Source organism: Streptomyces sp. NPDC048337 (assembly GCF_043201175.1).
Taxonomy (GTDB): domain Bacteria; phylum Actinomycetota; class Actinomycetes; order Streptomycetales; family Streptomycetaceae; genus Streptomyces.
The window spans coordinates 20,652-37,593 of sequence record NZ_JBICYR010000019.1; the positions used below are offsets into that span (position 1 = coordinate 20,652).

Genomic DNA, 16,942 nt, shown 5'->3' on the forward strand with positions numbered 1-16,942 from the left:
CCCCGGGCCTCGATTGTCGGACCGGGCACCTACTATGCCTCTTGACGGACGGTATGCAGGGGCCGGGTAGGGTGAGGTTGCCACTCAGCGCCTCCCGGACCGGGGCAATCAAGGCTGGTTGGGGTGGATTGGGGAGATTCCGGGGCCATGCGGCAGGTGTCGCACAGTGCCGGGACTCACGCGATCCGCCCCCTGAAAGGGGAGGTGTGCGAGTGATGGCCACTGCGACGCAGCCGCGGACGGGTGCGGCCGCACCCGCACGGGGCGGGGTGACGCCGCATCCGGAGTCGAGCCCCGGCCGCTTCGGTCCGTTCCGATTGCAACAGCTTGTACTGCTTCAAGTCGCCGCGGCCGTGCTGCTGGTGGCCTGGGTGGTCGACCCGCTGCTGCTGGTGCCCGCCGGTGTCCTGGCACTCGTTCTGGTGGTGCTCGCGGTCGTACGGAGGCACCAGCGCTCCCTGCCCGAGTGGATCGGCGGCGCCCTCGCCCTGCGCGCGCGCCGGCGCCGGGCCGCCTCGCTGGCCGTGCCCGCGGGCACCGAGCCGGGGCTGGCCCCGCTGGTCGAGGCCGATCCGGCGCTGCGCACCCTCACGTTCAGCGACCGGGACCGGCGCCCGGTCGGGATGATCGGCGACGGGACCTTCCTGACCGCGGTCGTCCAGGTGGACACGGACGCCACCGCGCTGCGTCCCGAGCGGGGCGCGCGGCCGCTGCCGCTGGCCCTCGTACGGGACATCCTCGAAGTGGACGGCATCCGGCTGGAGTCCGCGCAGCTGGTGCAGCACACCCAGCCGGCGCCCGCCCCGCACCTGCCGGCCCAGTCCATGGCCACGCGCAACTACGCGCCGCTCCAGGCCCGGACGGGCACCCCGGCGGTGCGGCTGACCTGGATCGCCCTCAAGCTCGACCCGGAGCTGTGCCCCGAGGCGGTCACCGCGCGCGGTGGCGGGATGGCGGGTGCCCAGCGGTGTGTGGTGCGGGCGGCGGACCAGTTGGCGAGCCGGCTGACGGGCGCCGGGTTCAAGGCGACCGTGCTCACCGAGCAGGAGCTGACGGCCGCCCTGGCCACCTCCTCGTGCGCGAACCCGATGGCGATCACCCAGGCCGGGCGGTCGGCCAGCACCGGGCGGCGTACGGAGGAGACCCCGCGGACCTGGCGCTGCGACGACCGGCGGCACACCACGTACTGGATAGGCCGCTGGCCGCAGTTGGGCGGGGCGGGGGCGGCGCTGCCGCAGTTCGTGGCGCTGCTGACCTCGCTGCCCGCCCTCGCGACGAACTTCAGCCTGACGATGGCCCCGGCGGACCGGCAGGGCGTGACCCTGACCGGACACGTCCGGGTGACGGGCCGCAGCGACGAGGAACTGGTCGCGGCCCGGCGCGAGTTGGAGCGGACGGCGCGGGGCGTGAAGACCGGGCTGGTCCGGCTCGACCGTGAACAGGTGCCGGGGCTGCTGGCCTCGCTGCCGCTGGGAGGAGCGCGATGAGGGGCGGTTTCGGGCTGGTCGGCCCGCGCCGGGAGCGGCACGTGGTGCCCTCCGCGGACCTGGACGTGCTCGCGCTGCCCGTCGGGGACGACGGGGTCGTCATCGGCGTGGACGCCGAGGGGCGGCCGGCGGTACTCGGCATCAACCGGCCGACGCCGTACGAGGTGACGCTGATCGGCGGTCTGTGGACGGCCCAGGTGCTGGCGCTGCGCGCGGCGGCCACGGGTGCTCGGGTCGCGGTCGAGACCGGGCGCGGGCACGTGTGGTCCGGGCTGGCCCAGGCCGCGGGCGGCGGGCAGCAGTGCGTGACCCTGCACGAGGTGGGCCGGGTTCCGCCGCAGGGCGCTTCGGCGGGCAGTCCGGTGCTGGTGATCCGCGACTGCGGGATGCGGCCGCCGCGCGGGCGCGTGGTGGCCGGGCCCTGGCAGTCGGTGCTGACGCTGCTGCCGTATCTGAGCCCGACGGCGCCGCGGCTGCTCCAGCAGTCCTCGCTGGTGGGTGTGCAGCGGGTGTCCCCGGACGAGGCGGAGCAGATCGGCCGTCTGATGAACCTGTCGCGGCGGGCGGTGGACTCCCTGCCGACGCTCGGCGACGGGGTGACCATGTGGTGCACGCCGCGGGACCGGCAGTTCGTGATGACCCAGGGCACGGAAGCGGAAGCGGGGCTGCTCGGCCCGGCCCGCCGCATCGACTGACCCGCCGGGTGCCGGGGCACGGCCCGCCGTCGCAGGGGGGCAGTATGGGGGTGGCCCGTACCGCGTGGAGCCAGCGGCTGGGGGGCGGGCCGACGGGGGCGGACACCGGTGCCGGGGCGCGATTAGGCTGAGCGTGGCCGCGGCGTCGAGGTGGGCGCCGGACCAGTGTTCGACAGACCAGGAGGACCAGTGAGCGGCGATCGGAACGAGAGGCGCGGCGGGACGTGGGACGTCCCGACGGACGATCAGTCCGACGCGGAGCCCGAGCTGACGGGCGAGTTCACCATCGACTACACCCCGCCGGCCTGGTACACGCAGGGGGCCGCTCCGGCCGCCCAGGTGCCGGGGCTGCCCGAGGGCAGCGGCTTCGAGCCCCACCGTCCGTCGGAGGTGGCCTCGCCCCCGACGATGCGGATCGCTCCGCCGGCGCCGCGGACCCCGTCCGACGGCGCGGGTCTGCCGGCCCCTGTGACCTCCCCCACGCCGATCGAGGCGGCCGCCCCGGCTCCGCCGTACCAGGCACCCGCCCCGACCGAGGCCCCCGCGTACCAGGTGCCCGCCCCCGCCGAGGCGCCGGCGCCCTTCGAAACTCCGGCCCCGGCGCACCAAGCTCCTGCCCCGGTCGACGCGCCCGCCCCCTTCGAGGCACCGGCCCCGGCGTACCAGGCCCCCGCCCCGGTCGACGCGCCCGCGCCGTTCGAGACACCGGCACCGGCGCCCGCGCACCAGGACCCCGCCCCGGCGGACGGGCCCGCGCCGTTCGCGGCTCCGGCACCCGTCGAGGCCTCGGCGTCCGCACCGTTCGCCCTGTCGGCCCCGGCTCCCCTCGAGGCGCCCGCGCCGTTCGAGGTGGCCCCGGCCGCTCCCGTCGATGCCGCTGCTCCGGCGCCGCAGGCCGACGCGCCCGCGCCGGTCGACGGCGGCCCGGTGGCCCTGGAGGGGGCACCGGCGCGGGCCGAGCTGCCCGCAGCCGGCAAGGACGCGGCTCCGGCGCTGGTTCCGGTCCCCGTTCCCGTCCCCGTTCCCGTCCCCGGGGCGGTGACGGGGCCGCACGACACCCCCGCCGAGGGGATCGCGGTGCTGCCGCCCGCCGAGGGCTCGGCTCCGCCGGTCAACCCCGCGGAGACCCCGTTCGGGGGACCCGCCGCCGAACTGCCGCCGCTGCCAGCCGCGTTCGCGTCCCAGGACCCGTACGCCATCCAGCCGCCCGCCCCGGCTCAGCCGCAGCCCCCGCAGCACGACCCGCGCTCCGCCGGGCAGTGGCCCGTAGGCGCGCAGCAGCACCAGCCGCAGCCGCAGCCGCAACCTCAGTACCAGCAGCAACCTCAGTACCAGCAGCAGCCCCACCACCCGCAGCCGCCCCAGCCGCACGACCCCCGCTACTCGGCCGGCCAGACCGCCGGCGGGGCGCCGCTCGGCTACACCGCCGCCGTCGAGCTGTCCTCGGACCGCCTGCTGCGGGGCAAGCAGAAGCCCAAGAACAACGGTGGCGCCGGCGGCCGCTTCCGGCTCGGCGGCAAGGCGGCCGAACTGGACCGCCAGCGCAAGCTGGAGCTGATCCGCACCCCGGTCATGTCCTGCTACCGCATCGCCGTCATCAGCCTCAAGGGCGGCGTCGGCAAGACCACGACCACCACCGCCCTCGGCGCCACCCTCGCCACCGAGCGCCAGGACAAGATCCTTGCGATCGACGCGAACCCGGACGCCGGCACCCTCGGCCGCCGCGTCCGCCGCGAGACCGGGGCCACGATCCGGGACCTGGTCCAGGCGATCCCGTACCTGAACTCGTACATGGACATCCGGCGGTTCACCTCCCAGGCGCCCTCCGGTCTGGAGATCATCGCCAACGACGTGGACCCGGCCGTCTCGACGACCTTCAACGACGAGGACTACCGCCGCGTCATCGACGTCCTGGGCCGCCAGTACCCGATCATCCTCACCGACTCGGGCACCGGCCTCCTCTACTCCGCCATGCGCGGCGTCCTCGACCTGGCCGATCAGCTGATCATCATCTCGACCCCGTCCGTGGACGGCGCGAGCAGCGCCAGCACCACCCTCGACTGGCTCTCCGCCCACGGGTACGCGGACCTCGTCTCCCGCTCCCTCACCGTCATCTCGGGGGTCCGCGAGACCAGCAAGATGATCAAGATCGAGGACATCGTGCAGCACTTCGAGACCCGCTGCCGCGGGGTCGTCGTGGTGCCCTTCGACGAACACCTCGCGGCCGGCGCCGAGGTGGACCTCGACATGATGCGTCCCAAGACGCGCGAGGCGTACTTCAACCTCTCCGCCCTGGTGGCCGAGGACTTCGTTCGGGCCCAGCAGCAGGCCCCGCAGGGCCACTGGGGAGCGCCCCAGCAGCCCCAGCCGCCCCAGCAGCCTTACGGGCAGGGCCAGGGACAGCCCGCGTACCAGCCGCAGCCGCACCAGCAGCCGCAGCCCCCGCAGCAGCCCTACGGCCAGCCCTACCCGCAGCCCGGCCAGCCCTGGCAGCAGCCGCAGGCACCTCAGCACCCCCAGCAGCCGCCGCGCGACCCGCGCCTCGGCTGAGCACAGCGCGAACGGGCGAGGGCCCGTACCACCCCGGATCGGTTCACGATCCCCGGGCGGTACGGGCCCTCGCCCGTCGCGCGTTCGTCAGCGCTGCATGTCGTAGGCGTCCGTCAGGACCCGCGCCCGCTTCACGTCGTCCGCGATGGCCTCCAGCAGCCCGTCCAGCGACTCGAACTTCGCCATCCCCCGCACGTAGGCGAGGAAGTCGACGGCCACGTGCATCCCGTACAGGTCCAGCCCGATCCGGTCGATCGCGTACGCCTCCACGGTCCGCTCGGTGGCGTCGAACTGCACGTTCGTCCCCACCGAGATCGCCGCGGGCATCCGCTCGCCGCCGGCCGTCAGCCAGCCCGCGTACACCCCGTCCGCCGGGATCGCGGTGTGGGGCTGCGTCTCGACGTTCGCCGTCGGGTAGCCGAGCTCGCGCCCGCGCTGCGCACCGCGCACCACCACGCCCTCGACCCGGTGCGGCCGCCCCAGGATCTCGGCCGCGCCCTCCATGTCGCCCTCGGCCACCAGCCTGCGCGCCAGCGTCGAGGAGAACGGCACGCCGCCGCCCGCCTCGCCCCGCTCGACCAGGTCCACGACCTCCACCTCGTAGTCGTAGGTGGAGCCCAGCTCGCGCAGGAAGTCGACGCTCCCGGCGGCCCGGTGGCCGAAGCGGAAGTTGGGGCCCTCGATGACGGCCTTCGCGTGCAGCTTGTCGACGAGCACCTTGACGATGAAGTCGGCCGGGGACAGCTGCGAGAACTCCGCCGTGAACGGCAGGATCAGCAGCGCGTCGACGCCCAGTCCGGTCATGAGTTCGGCGCGCCGGTCGTACGGGGCCAGGATCGGCGGGTGGCTGCCGGGGCGGACGACCTCGCTCGGGTGCGGGTCGAAGGTGACGACGACGGAGGGGACTCCGAGCGCGCGCGCCTTCGCCACGGCCCGTCCGATGATCAGCTGATGCCCGCGGTGCACACCGTCGTAGGAGCCGATGGTGACGACGCTGCGTCCCCAGTCCTGGGGGATGTCCTCCAAGCCACGCCAGCGCTGCACTGTGACCGCTCCTCGCCCGAACCCTGTAGGCCTTGTACTGATTGCCGATTACAGGTCTAAGACTGCCATGCCGGTGCCCGCTGCCCCGCATCGGCATCGACGTCACGTCACATCCGGCGCGGCCCTGCCGAGGGTCTCCACCGTCCGCCGCGCACTCGGGCCCAGCAGGGCCGCCGCCTCGGCGCCCGCCTGCGCCAGCCAGCGGGCCGCGAGCGCCCCGAAGACCGGTTCGCGGCGCGCCAGCTCCACCGTCCGCCGCTCGAACACCGCGGGGCCGCCCGGTGCGGCCAGCAGTTGCCGCCCGGTGCGCCGCAGCAGCTCCCTCGTCCGGTCCTCCGGGCGTGCGGCGGCCCCGGCCGCGAGGGCCCCGAGGAAGGCGTCGAGCACCAGCGGATCCGTCTCCTCGCCGAGCAGTACGTCGGCCAGCTCGGCCCGCAGCGCGTACGAGGGCTCCCCGCCGGGCGCGCCCAGTACGCCGGCCAGCGCGGCCCGCACCGCCGACGGGGCGGACCGCAGCAGGTCCAGGACCAGTGGGCGCAGGACGGACGCGGCGGCCGGTCCCTGCTCCAGGCGCCGGTCGACGAAGGCGGCGGCGTGCGCCGCGTCCTCGGGCCGCCGCGCCAGGTGTTCCCGTACGAGGTCACCCGCGCGGCGGGCCAGCCCCGGGGTGGTCAGCGCGGCCAGGGCCCGCACGACCTCCCCGTCGGCCCGGTCCCGCAGGGCGGCGAAGACCGCGTCCGGATCGGGCAGCACGGGCAGGGCCGCGACCAGCGCCGCGGCGGGGAGCCGGGAGCCCTGCTCGGGGTCGCGGAAGCAGGCGAGTGCGTCGGGCAGGTAGCGGCCGCGCGCCTGCGGGTCGCGGAGCAGCATCGCGAGGGCGCTGCCGTGCAGGGTGGCGTCGGCGGGGCGGGCGAGGAGCGCCTGGGCGGCGTAGCGCAGCAGCTCGCGGTCGGCGGGGGTGCGCACGTGCGGGGCGGTGGCGAGCCCGTAGGCGGCGGCCGCGACCCGCCGCCCGGGCCGTTCGTCGTGGGCCCAGCGGTCCACGGCCCGGCACAGGGCGGAGGGCTCCTCCTCGGCGAGGACGGCGAGGAGCTCGTCGGCACGCGGGTGCGCGGCGCCGACCAGGGCCTCGGTGAGGTCGTCCAGGGCGAGGTGACGGTGGGTGTGCAGCAGGGCCTGCGCGGCGGTGGCGACGGTGGCCCCGGGGCGCCCGCGCAGTCGCCGCCCGTCGGTGAACCAGGCGCACAGCAGCGGCTGCGCGCCCTGCGGGTCGCGGGCGAGGCGGCGGGCGGCGGCGTCGAGGTAACGGTCGCCGGGGACCGCCTCGGCGGGGTCGGCGGGCAGCAGGCGGCGCAGCAGGTCGAGGCGGTCGGGCTCGGGCAGCCGGAGCCGGTTCCAGAACCAGCCGCCGAACTCGCCCGGGCCGGAGCGGGCCACGTGCTCGGCGAGGGCGTGCAGGACGGGGAGGTGGGGGTGGGCGTCGGGGGCCCGGAGCAGGGTCTCGCGCAGCAGCCGGGCGGCCCACCAGGCCCGGTCCGGGCCGGGCTCCGCCGGTTCCTCGGCGAGCGCGCCCAGGCGGTGGACGAGGGCCATGAGCTCGCTGCCCAGCCGGTCGGCGGGCAGCCTGCTCAGGGCCTCCAGGACGGGCCCGATCCGGTGCCGGGGCACGGGCAGGCCGGGCCCGGCGGGGCGGTGGACGAGGGAGGCGAGGGCGGTCGGGACGTCCAGGTGGCCGGCCTGGATCCAGTCGGACAGCTCCTCGTGCGCGAAGCGGTAGCCGGGCCCGGCGGGCACCAGCAGCCGCTCGGTGAGCACGGCGGAGGCCCAGCCGGTGCGCCAGGGGAACAGCTCCTCGAAGGAGGCGCGGTCCAGCCCGCCCTGCCCGGGGCCCAGGCACCGGCGGGCGGCCTCGTGCACCCGGCCGGCCACGCGCGCCGCGAGCCGTCTGACCCCGGGGCCGTACACCCCGGCGGGGCCGGCCCCGTCGGCGGCGATGCGGACGGCCGCGCGCAGGCAGAGCAGGTCGAGGTGGGCGGCGAAGACCTCGTCGCGGCCGGGGCGTCCGGAGGTGACCTCGGCGGCGCGGATCCCGGCGAGCAGGGTCAGGGTGAGGGGGTGGCGGGCGTCGGCCTCCCGGACGGCGTCGGCGGGGATCCCCAGGCGGGCCCGCGCGGTCTCGGCCTCGGCGGGGGTGAGGTCACCGAGGCCGAGGGCAGGCGGCAGCCGGCGGGCCGGGCGGGCGGGGGTGTGCAGTACGTCGGGCGGGTAGAGGGCGCCGGCCCGCTCCCAGTACTCGGGCCGGGCGGCGACCACCAGCCGGGCCGCCGCGCCGCGCAGCCACGCGGCGGTGGCCGCGGTCCAGGGCCCGAGGCGGTGTGCGAGCTCCGGCGGCATCTCCTCTGGGGCGTCGAGCACCACGAGGACCGGCCGCCCGGCGCCCACGGCCGCCCTGGCCACCGCCTCGGCGATCCCGTCCGGGGCGGGGGCCTCCGGCCGGTCGGGCTGCCATGGCCCGAGGCCCGACCCGGGGCCCTGTCCGTGCCCGGGGGGTGGTGCGGTCTGCGGCCGGCCGGGCGGGACCGGGCCGGCTCCGCCGGGGACGGTGGTGCACCGGGGCACCTCCTCGGGCGCCGAACGTGACGAGGGGCCGGAGAGCAGGGCGGGGGTTGCGTTCGGCGCCCTGCGGGGGCGCCCCGGCGCACCCCCGTCCCCGTCGAAGGCGGGGGACGGGGCGGGCGCGGACGCACCGGGCCGGGTCCAGTCGGGCTCGGAGCCCTGCACGGGTCCTCCCGGGACAGCGCCCTCCCCGGCGAAACCGGCTGGCGGGTCCGGGGTCGCGAGGATTCGGGCCGCAGAGGTCAGCGCACGCGTCACCGCGTCGGCGAGGGAGGTGTCCTGGCCTCGCAGGTCCGCGCCGCGGAGCCAGAGGGTGGGGGCCGGGAGGGGGCCGCGGGACCGGCGGGCGGCCAGGGTGGAGAGGGCCGTGGTGCGGCCCGTGCCCGGGTTTCCGACGAGGCCGAGGACCAGGCGGTCCCCCGCCGTGAAGGCCTCCAGTTCGGCCGCCACGCCCGGCCGGTCCACGGGCGCGGGCCCGGTCTCGTCCGGGGGGAAGGCCGCGCCCACGGTGGTCCCGGTCAGTTCCAGGGCCCCCGCGAGGTTCAGGTCCGCGCCGTACGCCGGCACGGTCGCGCCGTTGCGCTCCAGCAGGACGGACAGGGGGCCGCCCGGGTCGGCCGCGGCCGCCGCCCGCAGGGACACGGCGAAGCCGCCGGAGCGGTGTTCCGCCTGCAGAGCGGTGCCCAGGACCGCGAGCACCGCTCCGGTCTCCGCGTCGAGGACCGGGCCCCCGCAGGCCTCCCCGCCCAACCGCAGCGCGTCGCGCCCGTCCGTCCCGATCGCCAGCTCCAGCGCCGTCCCCGCGGGCACCACGTGGCAGCGGTCCGTCGCCGCATAGGTGACCTCCGCGCGGCCGAGCACCCGCGCCTGCCGCCATCCCCGGGCGGGCAGCCGTACGTACGTCCCGGGAGCGATCGCCTCGCGCAGCGCCACCGGCAGCGGCCGCGCCCCGAGCCCGTCGGTCCGTACGAGGGCCAGCGCCAGCCCCGGGAGCGCGGTCACGTCGTGCGCCTCCGCCAGCCAGGTCCGCCCGGCCGCTCCCGGCCCGTGCAGCACCACCCGGGTCAGCCCGTCCACGGCCTCGTGGCTGGTGACGACCGTCCCGCGGTCGTCGGCGACGAAGCCGCTGCCGCGCGGCCGCCCGGCAAGATCGCAGATCCTGACCAGCTCCGACATGGCCGCACCACTCCCCCGCAACGCCCCGTGCTCACGACGGTAGGCAGGTGAAGATCAGCACGAAAAGCACGCGAGGCGAACGCGCCCCCTTACGCTCCCTCCATTCACTCCGAGCGCCTGCTCGGACGGGTGAATAACGGGCTCCGGGTGGATAGAGACCTACCCGAGGGGGGTCGTGGAGCGGTGAGCAGCAATCGATGTGCGCTCACCGCTCCACGTCAACAGTCGGCGGACGTCAGGCGGACGTCACGCGGACGTCAGACGAAGACCGCCAGGGACTTCGCCTTGCCGCCCTTGCTCTCCACGAGCCCGATCAGCGTTCCGTCCGGCCCGAAGACCGCCACGGTCCGGCCGGCCTCGTACTCCTCCGGCATGGCGATCCGCACGCCGTTGGCGAGCAGCGAGGCCCGCCGGGCGTCCAGGTCCCAGCGCGGGAACGCCGCGGCCGCCGCCTCGCCGATCGGCATGACGGTCAGCTCCTCCTGGAGCTGGTCCAGCGTCCGGGCCCGGTCGAGCTTGTACGGGCCCACGCGCGTGCGGCGCAGCGCGGTGAGGTGCCCGCCGACGCCGAGGTCGGCGCCCAGGTCACGGGCGAGGGCGCGGATGTACGTACCGCTGGAGCAGACGACGGAGACGACGAGGTCGACGACCTTGGTGCCGTCCTCGGCCTCCGCCTCCCGCATGTCGTAGACCTGGAAGGAGGAGACGGTCACCGGCCGGGCGGGGATCTCGAAGTCCTCGCCGTCCCGGGCGCGCTTGTAGGAGCGCACGCCCTTGATCTTGATGGCGCTCACCTTGGACGGGACCTGCATGATCTCGCCGGTCAGCTTGGCGATGCCCGCGTCCACGGCCTCGCGGGTGACCCCGGTGGCGTCCGTGGAGGAGGTGATCTCGCCTTCGGCGTCGTCCGTCAGGCTGTTCTGGCCCAGGCGGATGGTGCCGAGGTACTCCTTCTCCGTGAGCGCGAGGTGGCCGAGGAGCTTGGTGGCCTTCTCGACGCCCAGGACCAGCACGCCCGTCGCCATCGGGTCGAGCGTGCCGGCGTGGCCGACGCGGCGGGTCTTGGCGATCCCGCGCATCTTGGCGACCACGTCGTGCGAAGTGAATCCGGACGGCTTGTCGACGATGACCAGGCCGTCCGGAGTCTTCCCTGCGTTGCTGCTCATTCCGCGGCTGCGTCCTCGTCGTCCTCGTCGCCCGGCTTCTTGTACGGGTCGGCGTCGCCGGCGTACGTCGCGCCGGAGGAGACCTCGCGCACCTGGGCGTCGGAGGCGCGCGCCTTGTCGAGGAGGTCCTCGATGGTCTTGGCGTTCTCCGGGAGGGCGTCCGCGACGAAGGTCAGGGTGGGCGTGAACTTGGTGCCCGCCGCCCGGCCGACCGCGGAGCGCAGGACGCCCTTGGCGCTCTCCAGGCCCGCCGCCGCGCTGGCCCGGTCCTCGTCGTCGCCGTAGACCGTGTAGAAGACCGTGGCCTCCCGCAGGTCGCCGGTGACCCGGGTGTCCGTGATGGTCACGTGCGTACCGAGGCGGGGGTCCTTGACACCACGCTGCAGCTTCTCGGCCACCACCTCCCGGATGAGGTCCGCCAGCTTCTTCGCCCGCGCATTGTCGGCCACTGGTCCGTCTCCTTCTTTTTTCTTGCAGACAAGCAATCAGTCTTCATCACCGTGGAGGCGCCGTCGCACGGACAGCAGCTCCACTTCCGGACGCGCCGCGACCAGCCGCTCACAGCGGTCCAGTACGTCCGAGAGGAACCCCGCGTCCCCACTCACCAGAGCGACCCCTATGCGGGCCCTGCGGTGCAGGTCCTGGTCGCCCACTTCGGCCGCGCTCACGGAGAACTTGCGTTGGAGCTCGGCGACGATGGGCCGGACGACGGAGCGTTTCTCCTTCAGCGAGTGGACATCGCCGAGGAGCAGGTCGAAGGACAGAGTCCCCACGTACATGCAGTTCCGGATATCCCGCCGGTGCGGGTTAGGTGGCCTGCCGGCCGTCGCTCGGCAGGGTCACCAGAACCGTACACGCAACAGCCGGGGCCGATCGACGGATATTCCGTCGACCGGCCCCGGTGTTACGCGTTACGACACGGTGTGAACCGCCCCGCGCTTACGCGCGCGGCTTCTCCCGCATCTCGTACGTCGCGATGACGTCGTCGACCTTGATGTCGTTGAAGGAACCGAGGTTGATACCACCCTCGAAGCCCTCGCGGATCTCGGTGACGTCGTCCTTGAAGCGGCGCAGACCGGAGATGGTGAGGTTCTCCGCGATGACCTTGCCATCGCGCAGCAGGCGCGCCTTGGTGTTGCGCTTGACCTCGCCGGAGCGGATGAGAACACCCGCGATGTTGCCCAGCTTGGACGAGCGGAAGATCTCGCGGACCTCCGCCGTACCGAGCTCGACCTCTTCGTACTCCGGCTTGAGGAGACCCTTCAGGGCCGCCTCGATCTCCTCGATGGCCTGGTAGATCACCGAGTAGTAGCGGACGTCGACGCCCTCGCGGTCCGCCATCTGCGCGGCACGGCCGGCCGCACGGACGTTGTAACCGATGACGATGGCGTCGGAGCCCATCGCCAGGGCGATGTCGGACTCGGTGACCGCACCCACACCGCGGTGCAGGACGCGGATGTCGACCTCTTCACCGACGTCGAGCTGGAGCAGCGAGGACTCGAGGGCCTCGACCGCACCGGACGCGTCGCCCTTGATGATGAGGTTGAGTTCCTGGACCAGACCGGCCTTCAGGACCGAGTCGAGGTCTTCCAGGGACACCCGGCGGACGCGCTTGGCGAAGTTGGCGTTGCGCTCGCGCGCAGCACGCTTCTCGGCGATCTGACGGGCGGTGCGGTCCTCGTCGACGACGAGGAAGTTGTCGCCGGCGCCGGGGACGTTGGTGAGACCCAGGACCAGGACGGGGGTCGACGGACCCGCTTCCTCGACGTTGTTGCCCTTGTCGTCGAGCATGGCGCGCACTCGGCCGTAGGCGTCGCCCACGACCATCGTGTCGCCGACGCGGAGGGTACCGCGCTGGACGAGGACGGTGGCGACGGCACCGCGGCCGCGGTCGAGGTGGGACTCGATCGCAATACCCTGAGCGTCCTGCTCCGGGTTGGCGCGGAGGTCGAGCGAGGCGTCGGCGGTGAGGACGACGGCCTCGAGCAGGGAGTCGATGTGCAGACCCTGCTTGGCGGAGATGTCGACGAACATCGTGTCGCCGCCGTACTCCTCGGCGACCAGACCGAACTCGGTGAGCTGACCGCGCACCTTGACCGGGTCGGCACCCTCGACGTCGATCTTGTTGACCGCGACGACGATCGGGACGCCGGCGGCCTTGGCGTGGTTGAGCGCCTCGATCGTCTGCGGCATGACGCCGTCGTTGGCCGCGACCACGAGGATCGCGATGTCGGTCGACTTGGCACCACGGGCACGCATGGCGGTGAACGCCTCGTGACCCGGGGTGTCGATGAAGGTGATGCGACGGTCTTCGTCGTTGACCTGGGTGGAGACCTGGTAGGCACCGATGTGCTGGGTGATGCCACCGGCCTCGCCCGCGACGACGTTCGTCTTGCGGATGGCGTCGAGCAGGCGGGTCTTACCGTGGTCGACGTGACCCATGACGGTGACGACCGGCGGACGCGGCATAAGGAATTCCTCGCCGCCCTCGTCCTCGCCGAACTCGATGTCGAAGCCCTCGAGGAGCTCGCGGTCCTCCTCCTCCGGGCTGACGATCTGAACTTCGTAGTTCATCTCGCCCGCGAGGAGCTGGAGGGTCTCGTCGGACACGGACTGCGTGGCCGTGACCATCTCGCCGAGGTTCATCATCACGGCGACGAGCGACGCCGGGTTGGCGTTGATCTTCTCCGCGAAGTCGGTGAGGGAGGCACCGCGCGACAGGCGAACGGTCTCGCCGTTGCCGCGGGGCAGCATCACGCCGCCGACGGACGGGGCCTGCATGGCCTCGTATTCCTGGCGACGCTGGCGCTTGGACTTGCGACCGCGACGGGCCGGACCGCCGGGACGGCCGAAGGCACCCTGCGTGCCACCACGGGCACCAGGACCACCGGGACGCCCGCCGAAGCCGGGACGACCGCCGCCACCGGCACCGGCCGGACCGCCGCCGAAGCCGCCGCCACCGGGACGCGGGCCGCCGAAGCCGCCGCCGCCCGCGGGACGCGAGCCGGGACCGGCCGGACGGCCGGCGAAGCCGCCGCCACCGGGACGACCGGCGCCACCGGGACGCGGGCCACCGGCACCGGGACCACGGCCACCGGGGCCGCCACCGGGACGGGGACCGGGACCACCGGCAGCGGGACGCTGCGGCATCATGCCCGGGTTCGGACGGTTACCACCGGGAGCACCGCCCGGACGCGGGGCGCCGCCCTGCGGACGGGGCATGCCGCCCGGGGTCGGACGGGCGCCGCCGGGACCCTGCGGCCGCGGAGCGCCGCCGGGACCACCCTGCGGGCGGGGAGCACCCTGGCCGCCGGCGCCGGGGGCACCGGGACGGGGGGCGCCGGCCGGACGGGGCGCCTGCGGGCGCGCCATGCCGGTGGAGCCACCAGAGGTGAACGGGTTGTTGCCCGGACGGGGACCGGCCGGACGGGCGCCCTGCGGGCGCGGGGCCGCGGCACCGGGACGCGGAGCGCCGGCACCGGGGGTGGCGCCGGCCGGGCGCGGGGCGCCGGGACGGGCGCCGGCCTGCGGCTGGCCCGGGGCGGCGGGACGCTGCTGCGCCGGACGCGGACCGGGGGCCGCGGCGGGACGCTCGGTGCGCGCCGGGGCGGCCGGAGCCGCCGGAGGCGCGGAGAACTCGGTCGCCACGGGCGCCGCCGGAGCGGGCTTCGGGGCGGCCGGAGCCTTCGGGCCGGGACGCGGGCCGGGGGCGGCCGGGGTCACCGGGGCGCTGACGGCCGGGGCCTCGGCAGCGGCCAGCTTGGGGGCCGGTGCGCCGGGCTTCGGGGCAGCGGGACGTGCCGCAGCGGCCGGGGAGGGCGCCGCGGGCTTGGCGGGCGCGGCCTTGCGGGGCGCGCCGGGCTTTGCAGCGGTCTTGCCGGCGTTGCCGCCGGGCCCCTGCAGTGCGTCAGTCAACTTGCGTACAACCGGCGCCTCGATCGTCGAGGACGCCGAACGGACGAACTCACCGAGTTCCTGGAGCTTGGCCATGACGACCTTGCTCTCAACTCCGAACTCCTTGGCGAGTTCGTATACCCGGACCTTAGCCACTTCGCTCCTTTTAGGTCCGGGTTACGCCGGACCGTCGCTACTTCATGGGCGTACTCATCGCGTACTCATCGAGTGCTCATCGCAATCTCGACCTACTTCCAACTCGCGAGGTACCTGACCGCACGGGGTATCCGTGCCGTACTTCTTCTTACGGTGTCGCCCCGGCCTCCACGGCCAGGGCTTTGCGCAGTTCCGTCGTGTCGAGCGCTCCGGCGGACCGAAGGGCCCGGGGGAACGCCCGGCGGCGGACCGCCTGGTCGAGGCAGACCACGGCAGGGTGCACATACGCACCCCGGCCGGGCAGCGTACCGCGAGGATCGGGGGCGCATTCGTCCTCGATCGCCACGATGCGCAGCAGATCGCTCTTGGCCGCTCGCTCCCGACACCCCACACAGGTGCGTTCGGGGCATGCGCGGGCTTGCGTCCGGCCAGACACGCCTAAGTCTACCTCCCCGTACCGACCTCACCCCTTCAGGTGATAAATCGAACGGATGTTGTTGAATCGCGGACCCCCGGTGGGGGCCCGCGGTTGGTCCCTGTCTACCGCTGGGGTAGCCCCCCGCGGTACCGGTTTATTCCCCGGCCTGCTCCGACGGCTGCTCGGTGTCGGGCCGGATGTCGATCCGCCAGCCGGTGAGCCGCGCGGCGAGGCGGGCGTTCTGGCCCTCCTTGCCGATGGCCAGCGACAGCTGGTAGTCGGGCACGGTCACCCGGGCGGAGCGGGTGTCCCAGTCGACGACCTCGACCTTGCTCACCCGGGCGGGTGACAGCGCGTTCGCGACCATCTCCGCCGGGTCGTCCGACCAGTCGACGATGTCGATCTTCTCGCCGTGCAGCTCGGCCATCACGTTGCGCACGCGGCTGCCCATCGGGCCGATGCAGGCGCCCTTCGGGTTGAGGCCCGAGCGGGTGGACCGTACGGCGATCTTGGTGCGGTGGCCGGCCTCGCGGGCGATCGCCGAGATCTCGACGCTGCCGTCGGCGATCTCCGGGACCTCCAGCGAGAAGAGCTTCTTCACCAGGTTGGGGTGGGTGCGCGACAGGGTCACGGACGGGCCGCGGACGCCCTTCGCCACGCGCACGACGTACGCCTTCAGGCGCAGCCCGTGCGTGTACTCCTCGCCGGGGACCTGCTCCTGCACCGGCAGGATGGCCTCCAGCTTGCCGATGTCGACGAGGACGTTCTTGGGGTCCTTGCCCTGCTGCACGACGCCGGTGATGACGTCGCCCTCACGGCCGGCGAACTCGCCGAAGGTCAGGTCGTCCTCGGCGTCGCGCAGACGCTGGAGGATCACCTGCTTGGCGGTCGTCGCGGCGATCCGGCCGAAGTCCGACGGGGTGTCGTCGAACTCCTTGGGCTCCTGTCCCTCTTCGAGGTCCCTCGGGTCTTCCGTCGCCCACACGACCACGTGACCGTTGGTGCGGTCCAGCACGACGCGGGCGCGGCGGAAGCTCCCCTCGGTCCGGTGGTACGCGATGAGGAGGGCCGACTCGATCGCCTCGACGAGCAGGTCGAAGGAGATCTCCTTCTCCCGGACCAGACCCCGCAGGGCACTCATGTCGATGTCCACGACTACGCCTCCTCTTCCTTCTTGTCCTTGCGGCTGAACTCGATCTCGACACGCGCCTTGGCGATGTCGGTGAAAGCAATGCGGCGGGCGGTCGCCTTGCGGCCCTTCACGCCCGGAACTTCGAGGTCCAGTCCCTCTTCGTCCACGTCAAGGACGCGGGCGATGAGTTCCCCGGCACCCTTCTCACCTTCGGCGGAGAGCTGGAACTTCACGAGACGGCCGATCGCCCGCACGTAGTGACGGTGCTCGGTCAGCGGGCGGTCGGCGCCCGGCGAGCTCACCTCGAGGACGTACTCGTCCTCGCCCATCACATCGGTCTCGTCGAGCCGGTCGGAGACCTCTCGACTCAGCTCGGCACACGCGTCCAGCTCCACGCCCTCGTCGGAGTCCACGATGATGCGCAGCATCCGGCGCTTGCCCGCCCGGGACATCTCGATCTCTTCGAGGTCCAGGCCCTTGGCGGCGACGAGCGGCTCCAGCAGTCCGCGCAGCCTGTCGCTCTGGGTGGTGCTCATCCGGGTGACTCCTCGGCCGCGTGTGCTGTTGTGGTTTCGTCGTGTGTCAGGTCAAAGGGTATCCGGTCGCGG

General features: G+C 74.1%; 12 protein-coding genes. 3 read left to right on the top strand and 9 right to left on the bottom strand.

Going from position 1 to position 16,942, the window contains the following annotated elements:
• Window positions 1-215 precede the first annotated feature (215 nt).
• From eccE to ACGFYU_RS26815, 3 genes are all read left to right on the top strand, one after another.
• On the top strand, window positions 216-1,487 hold the full coding sequence (gene eccE / locus ACGFYU_RS26805) for a type VII secretion protein EccE (RefSeq protein ID WP_393829872.1): 1,272 nt from the start codon (window positions 216-218) through the stop codon (window positions 1,485-1,487).
• The gene (locus ACGFYU_RS26810; RefSeq protein ID WP_393829873.1) at window positions 1,484-2,182 is read left to right on the top strand and encodes a hypothetical protein; all 699 of its coding nucleotides are present in this window, start codon (window positions 1,484-1,486) and stop codon (window positions 2,180-2,182) included. Before eccE ends, ACGFYU_RS26810 begins: the two co-directional genes overlap by 4 nt.
• Window positions 2,183-2,371: 189 nt before the next feature.
• Window positions 2,372-4,732 (top strand): SCO5717 family growth-regulating ATPase, encoded by a 2,361-nt coding sequence (locus tag ACGFYU_RS26815; protein WP_393829874.1) that lies wholly within the window; start codon window positions 2,372-2,374, stop codon window positions 4,730-4,732.
• Window positions 4,733-4,819: 87 nt separating this feature from the next.
• On the opposite strand, the gene ACGFYU_RS26820 is transcribed toward ACGFYU_RS26815, so the two are convergent.
• From ACGFYU_RS26820 to rimP, 9 genes are all read right to left on the bottom strand, one after another.
• Complete coding sequence (locus ACGFYU_RS26820; RefSeq protein WP_393829875.1) at window positions 4,820-5,776, bottom strand: bifunctional riboflavin kinase/FAD synthetase; 957 nt, start codon at window positions 5,774-5,776, stop codon at window positions 4,820-4,822.
• A 102-nt stretch (window positions 5,777-5,878) separates the two neighbouring features.
• Window positions 5,879-9,568: a serine protease gene (locus tag ACGFYU_RS26825; RefSeq protein WP_393829876.1), complete on the bottom strand. Its 3,690-nt coding sequence runs from the start codon at window positions 9,566-9,568 to the stop codon at window positions 5,879-5,881.
• Window positions 9,569-9,825: 257 nt separating this feature from the next.
• A complete protein-coding gene (truB, locus tag ACGFYU_RS26830) occupies window positions 9,826-10,734 on the bottom strand; it encodes a tRNA pseudouridine(55) synthase TruB (RefSeq protein WP_393829877.1) in 909 nt (302 codons plus the stop codon).
• Window positions 10,731-11,183 (bottom strand): 30S ribosome-binding factor RbfA, encoded by a 453-nt coding sequence (gene rbfA, locus ACGFYU_RS26835; RefSeq protein WP_382642359.1) that lies wholly within the window; start codon window positions 11,181-11,183, stop codon window positions 10,731-10,733. Before rbfA ends, truB begins: the two co-directional genes overlap by 4 nt.
• A gap of 36 nt (window positions 11,184-11,219) precedes the next feature.
• The gene (locus tag ACGFYU_RS26840; RefSeq protein ID WP_030651158.1) at window positions 11,220-11,513 is read right to left on the bottom strand and encodes a DUF503 domain-containing protein; all 294 of its coding nucleotides are present in this window, start codon (window positions 11,511-11,513) and stop codon (window positions 11,220-11,222) included.
• Window positions 11,514-11,673: 160 nt separating this feature from the next.
• Complete coding sequence (gene infB / locus ACGFYU_RS26845; RefSeq protein ID WP_393829878.1) at window positions 11,674-14,784, bottom strand: translation initiation factor IF-2; 3,111 nt, start codon at window positions 14,782-14,784, stop codon at window positions 11,674-11,676.
• Window positions 14,785-14,932: 148 nt separating this feature from the next.
• The gene (locus ACGFYU_RS26850; protein WP_393829879.1) at window positions 14,933-15,220 is read right to left on the bottom strand and encodes a YlxR family protein; all 288 of its coding nucleotides are present in this window, start codon (window positions 15,218-15,220) and stop codon (window positions 14,933-14,935) included.
• 136 nt (window positions 15,221-15,356) lie between these two features.
• Window positions 15,357-16,355, bottom strand: a complete 999-nt coding sequence (gene nusA / locus ACGFYU_RS26855; RefSeq protein WP_393829880.1) for a transcription termination factor NusA — start codon at window positions 16,353-16,355, stop codon at window positions 15,357-15,359.
• 2 nt (window positions 16,356-16,357) lie between these two features.
• On the bottom strand, window positions 16,358-16,870 hold the full coding sequence (gene rimP / locus ACGFYU_RS26860) for a ribosome maturation factor RimP (RefSeq protein ID WP_393829881.1): 513 nt from the start codon (window positions 16,868-16,870) through the stop codon (window positions 16,358-16,360).
• Between the last annotated feature and the right edge of the window lie 72 nt (window positions 16,871-16,942).

Excerpts from the sequence above, each read along its gene's own strand:
- eccE (WP_393829872.1), top strand. The coding sequence starts at position 216 with ATGGCCACTGCGACGCAGCCGCGGACGGGTGCGGCCGCACCCGCACGG.
- ACGFYU_RS26810 (WP_393829873.1), top strand. The coding sequence starts at position 1,484 with ATGAGGGGCGGTTTCGGGCTGGTCGGCCCGCGCCGGGAGCGGCACGTG.
- ACGFYU_RS26825 (WP_393829876.1), bottom strand. The coding sequence starts at position 9,568 with ATGTCGGAGCTGGTCAGGATCTGCGATCTTGCCGGGCGGCCGCGCGGC.
- truB (WP_393829877.1), bottom strand. The coding sequence starts at position 10,734 with ATGAGCAGCAACGCAGGGAAGACTCCGGACGGCCTGGTCATCGTCGAC.
- ACGFYU_RS26840 (WP_030651158.1), bottom strand. The coding sequence starts at position 11,513 with ATGTACGTGGGGACTCTGTCCTTCGACCTGCTCCTCGGCGATGTCCAC.
- rimP (WP_393829881.1), bottom strand. The coding sequence starts at position 16,870 with ATGAGCACCACCCAGAGCGACAGGCTGCGCGGACTGCTGGAGCCGCTC.